This window comes from Frankia sp. CoWAU3 (assembly GCF_977971855.1).
This window is the reverse complement of the sequence record NZ_CDWWXB010000133.1, coordinates 3,283-8,543: the sequence shown is the minus strand read 5'-3', so window position 1 is coordinate 8,543 and position 5,261 is coordinate 3,283. Positions and strand designations below refer to the sequence as shown.

2 protein-coding genes are annotated in these 5,261 nt (G+C 70.0%); both read right to left on the bottom strand.

Translation table 11 applies throughout. The annotated features are described in order from the left end of the window. Positions 1–111 precede the first annotated feature (111 nt). A complete protein-coding gene (locus AC08ON_RS12415; RefSeq protein ID WP_476607671.1) occupies positions 112–2,001 on the bottom strand; it encodes a glycosyltransferase family 87 protein in 1,890 nt (629 codons plus the stop codon). A gap of 47 nt (positions 2,002–2,048) precedes the next feature. Then, on the bottom strand, positions 2,049–5,003 hold the full coding sequence (locus AC08ON_RS12410) for a transglycosylase domain-containing protein (protein WP_476617013.1): 2,955 nt from the start codon (positions 5,001–5,003) through the stop codon (positions 2,049–2,051). Positions 5,004–5,261 lie beyond the last annotated feature (258 nt).

Sequence of the window (5,261 nt, the reverse complement as noted above, 5' to 3'; positions counted from 1 at the left end):
AGCGCCAGCAGGGCGACCGCGACCCGGCTCCCGAACCAGATCGGCAGCGTGGCCCGGACCGGCTCCGGCAGCCGGGCCCAGGCCGCTCGGACCATCCCCGGTCCGATCGGATCATGCACCGCCGGACCCGGCCCCGTCGGCGCTGCCGGCGGCCGGGCCTCCGGCCGGCTCGCCGGTGGCCGCCGCCGTAACCCACGCCGGCCGGCCGCCGCGTACATCGGGGGCATGGTCCAGCACCCCGCCCGCAGGGTCGTCAACGGCGTCCGGATCGCCGACGGCAGCGGAGCCGACCGTGACACGCGGATCACCCGGGTACGCCATTCCGCCGGTCCGCACGATGTCGGTATGCGGATGCAGGATCTCCCGGACGACGAATCCGGCCAGGACGAGCAGCACCAGGTCGCGCAGGGCCACCGCGCCGACGAACCATCCCCGGTCGATGCCGTGACGACCCTGCGTGTCGTTGTAGATGAAGTGCATGAATCGGGTGAACAGCACCCACGCCTCACAGACCTGCCACAGCAGGAACAGCCTCCATCGGGGCCGAGCCAGTGCCGCCAGCGGTAGCAGCCAGATCGTGTACTGGGGTGAGAAGACCTTGTTGGTCAGCAGGAAGGCGACGACGAGCAGGAACAGCACCTGCGGCAGACGGGGCCGGCGCGGTGCGAACCAGGTGAGTAACCCGATGGCGACCACCGAGACCAGCAGGGCCGCCCCAGTGATGATGTTCAACGTGGAGATGGGCAGGCCGTTGTTCCGCAAGCCCTGCAGGATCATCGGGAGGGCGACGACGATCGTCACCCAGCCGGCCGCGGCCACCGCGATGACCAGCCGGCACGCATCGGGCCGATGATGGATCGCGGCCGCGGCCACCGCGACGAGGACGACGGCAGTGAGCGCGGAGACCACCAGGTGCAGTGCTCCGAACCAGGCCGGGTCGTAGCGGCCGGCAAGCCAGGTCGCGCCGAACGCCAGCGAGTCCCAGTCGGCGCCGCGGTCGGAGTTCAGGTCGAAGAACCGGGCGATGGCGTTGCGGGCCCCGTCCGAACCACCACCGACCAGGCGGATCCAGTCACCACCTCGCCAGAAGGTCGACCAGATGCTGTCGCCGACGCGGGCGTTCTCCGCGTTGAAGTAGCCGGCGGTCAGCCATAGCGGGACGACGACCACCAGCACCGTCACCGCCGCCGCGCAGACGGTCCGGGCCAGTTCGCGCAGCCTCCCAGCCCGGAGGCAGAGAAAAGTCAACCCTAGCAGGAACAGGGCCGGATAGAGCTTCGTGAGGATGCCGAGTCCGATCAGCATCCCGGCGAGCTTCGGAGCCCGCCTGGACCAGGCAAGCAGGCCGCCCGCCGCGAACGCCACCGCGATGATGTCCCAGTTCGTCAGCAGATGCAGCACGAGGGTCGGCGCCAGCGCGAACAGAGCGGCGTCCCAGATCCGCCTCGATCCGGCCGTCAGCGCGGTGCAGCACACCGCGACCGAGGCCACGATCAGGAACAGCAGGGCGGTGAGGTCGTAGAAGACGGCCGACCGCATGTCCATCGTGTAATGGTCGAAGACGCGCTCGCCGTTCTCCTCCCGGTAGACCGCCCGCGGTCCGTTCGCGAGACCGGCAGGCCAGGCGACGAGCTGCATGGTGGCGCCGATCAACGGCGGATACTCCGTCGGGTAGTCCAGATAGGGGATCTTCCCGTCGACCAGCCCCTCCTGGCTGTACAACGCGACGATGTCGGAGTAGCACAACGCCGTGTACTGGTGCTCATGCGTCCAGTTCCGGGTGTCCCGGCAACTGATCTTCTGGGTGTAGCCGAGGACCCCGGCCACGATGACCATTGCCATCAGCACCCGCAGCGGGGTCAGCCAACCACGCCGGTCGGGCACGGCCGCGTGCTCACCCGGCGGCCCACCGATGAGCTGGCTTGCCCCCGCGACGACCGGGTCCTCCCGGGCCGGGCTGACGCGGACGGGGGACGCCGGGGACATGGCCATGCCCGTCATTCTCGCCCCATGACAGCCCATGACCAGCACTGAACTCGACCTCCCGGTCAGTTGAACGGGTCGGAGAAGATCCCCGTCTGTCGAGCCGGCCGGCCCGCCTGGCCGGCATCCTGCTGCTGACCACCGCCGTTGCCGTTGCCACTGGGGTTCAGGAGATCGCCCAGGTTGACGCCGGTATCGCCGGGCTGGCTCGATGAGGCGCTCGGCGCCGGGGTGGGTGTGGGAGTCGGCTCGGGCTCGTTATCCTGCACGAGGCCACCGAAGGCCGGCGGGTCGAACTTCGACGGCGGCACCCCCGTCAGCGCGGCGTCCATGAACGCCTTCCACACCTTGGCCGGGTAGGTACCCCCGTAGACGCCCTTCTCGGCGCCGGGAATGCCCTTCAGCACATCCTGCTCGGTGCCATTGCCCCGGAACATGTTCACGCAGGACGCGAGTTCCCTGGTGTACCCGCAGAACCAGGCCGACCGGAAGTTGGTCGACGTCCCGGTCTTGCCGGCGGCCTCCCGCCCGCCGTCCAGCCGGGCCCGCTTTCCGGTGCCACTCGAATCCGTCAACACACTCTGCAGGGCGTACGTGGCGTCGCGGGCCACCGTGGCCGGGATGACCTGCTTCACATCGGGGGTACCCGAATAGATCACCTGCCCGTTGCCGTCGACCACCTTGTCGACGATGTGCGGTGTGGCCCGCACTCCGGCGCCGGCGAGGGTCGCGTAGACCGTGGTCATATCCACCGCGTGCACGTCGTCCTGGCCCAGCGTGATACCCGCTTCGTTGCGAAGCTGGGTGCTGGCCGGGATACCAAGGTCGCGCGCGGTCTTGATGATGTTCGAGACGCCGATGTTCTGCCCCAGCGGTACGTACACCGTGTTGATGGAGCCCGCCGTCGCCTCGATGAGGTTCTTGTATCCGAGATCGCCCGCCTCACCCTCGTCGTTGCTGACCACGTAATTCCCCGGCAGTGTGATCTTGGCGGGAGCGGCGAAGGTCGACTTGAGGTTGATGTTCTGACGCAACGCGGCGACCAGAGTGATCGTCTTGAAGGTGGAGGCGGACTGCACCTGCGCCCCTGACACGTTGTCGACGTACTGCTCGTGGCCCTGTGCGTCCTTGCCGTAGAGCGACCCGCCGTACCAGGCGAGGATCCTGCCGGTCCCGGGTTCTATCGCGGTGAGCCCGGTACGCAGATCCGGCACGGCGGCGTACGCCGGGCCCAGCACGTCGCTCACCGCCTGGAAGGCCTTGAACTGCCGCCCCTTGTCGATCGTGGTCGTGATGCGCAGTCCACCGCGGTTGATCTGATCCTCGGTGATCTTCCCGACGGTCGTAAGCTCACGTTTGACCTGATCGCGGATGTACGCGATCTGGTCGGACGAGGCGGCGGTATCCTGCGCCTTCGCGGCCACGGGTGGGGGGCTCTGCTGGGCGAGCCCCGGCGGAGCCCAGCCCTCGGCGACCATCGTCGCGACCACGTCGTGCCAGCGGTTCGCCGCCGGACCCGGGTTCTTGGCCGGGTCGAGGTAGTTGGGTGATCGGATCAGGCCCGCGATGACCGCTCCCTGGGCGGGGGTGAGTTTGGCGGCCGAGGTGTTGAAGTAGGCTTTCGCCGCCGCTTCGATACCGTAGGCGCCCCGGCCGAAGTAGATCGTATTCAGGTAGAATTCCAGGATCTGTCCCTTGGAGTACTTCTGGCCCAGCTTCACCGCGAGCACGATCTCGCGCATCTTGCGGGTGAAGGTCCGCTCCTGCGACAGGTACGCGTTCTTGGCGTACTGCTGGGTGATGGTCGAACCACCCTGCAGCTCCCCGCCGGTGACGTTCACGTAGAGCGCCCGGGCAATGCCCTTGGGAGAGATACCGGGTTCGTGATAAAAGTTCTTGTCCTCGGCCGCGAGCACCGCGTGCTGCATGTCCACGGACACTTCGGCGAGCGGCACGTCGGTGCGGTTCACGGTGCCGATCCGGGCAAGCTCCTCACCGTTGTCCTGGTGCGAGCCGGCCGGCGGTCCGTAGAAGATGATCGACGTCTGGTCCGTCTTCACCTCGGCAGGCAGCGGGACCCGGGTCGCCGCGTAGATGACGCCGATGCCGGCGGCGAACAGGAGAAGACCGGAGAAGAAGCTGGCGAAGACCAGACGGCGCAGCCAGCGCGGGCGCCGTCGCCACCACATCGGGCCGTGTCGCCCCTGGCCCGGCCGGGGGGCCTTCCCGTTGCGGCGCCCGGGTCCTCCCGCCCCGCCCGGGACACCCATCTCCGCCCGGGAGGATCGGCCTGGCCCGGCCCGCCCTGGACCGGTCCGGCGGGGCTCGATCCGGCGGGGCTCGATCCGGCGGGGCTCGATCCGATCCGCCATCCGGCGGGTAGCGGCCGATCCGCTTCCCTCCCGTGCCCGGCTCCGGACGGCCATCAGCTCGGTGGCGCGGGTGAGGTCGCGCCGACCGGCCACCCGCTGAGCGGGCGTCACCTCGGTCATGCGGTCGCGGTCCGACACACCGTTGCGACGGCCATTCCGGGAGTCCCGCTCCGGCATCACCTTGTGGTAAACGGTGGCGTCCACGGTGCGTTCCCGGACATCGACCCGTCGTAGGGCCTCCTGGTCGACAGTGTCGTACAGGGTGTTGACCTCGCCGGCTGTCCGGTCTGCCGGCTGGTCCGGCCCACGATCGGGGACGCCGCGGTCAGAGGCGGTCCGATCGGAGAACCCACGGCCGGGAACCCGCCGAGTGGGGGCCGCCCGACCGGAGGGCGCGCCGCCGCCTCGGCGACGACCGGTCGCCTCGCCGACGGGCATGCCGGGACGAGCGCTGGACGGTTCACGGCCGGGCGCGTCGGACTTCCCGATGCCATGGTCCGGCACCCACCCCCCGACGGCGGCACCGGCACCCCGACCGGTCCCACCATCCGGCGGCGTGTTCGTCCTCGCCGCGGCGGGGGGAGCCGCGGGCGGCACGAGAACGGTGCGTTCCCCTCTCCCGCCGGTGGGCCGGCCCGTCGGCGGCACCAGCCGGCGTCCCTGGGCCTGGCCTGCCTGGGCCTGGCCGGGCCGGGCCGGGCCTGGCCTGGCCTGCTCCGGCCGCCGGGCGCGGTCCGGGGGTACCCGGTCCGCGGTTACCCGGGACTGGCCGTCCGGGTTAGGCCATGCTCGGTCAGGTGCAGGACCACCCCGACTAGAGCCCTGATCGTAGGGAGAGCTCACCAACCGCTCCATCCGTCGCCGCGGGACTCCCCGGTACCCGGACCGCCGCAGGAGACGGGCCGG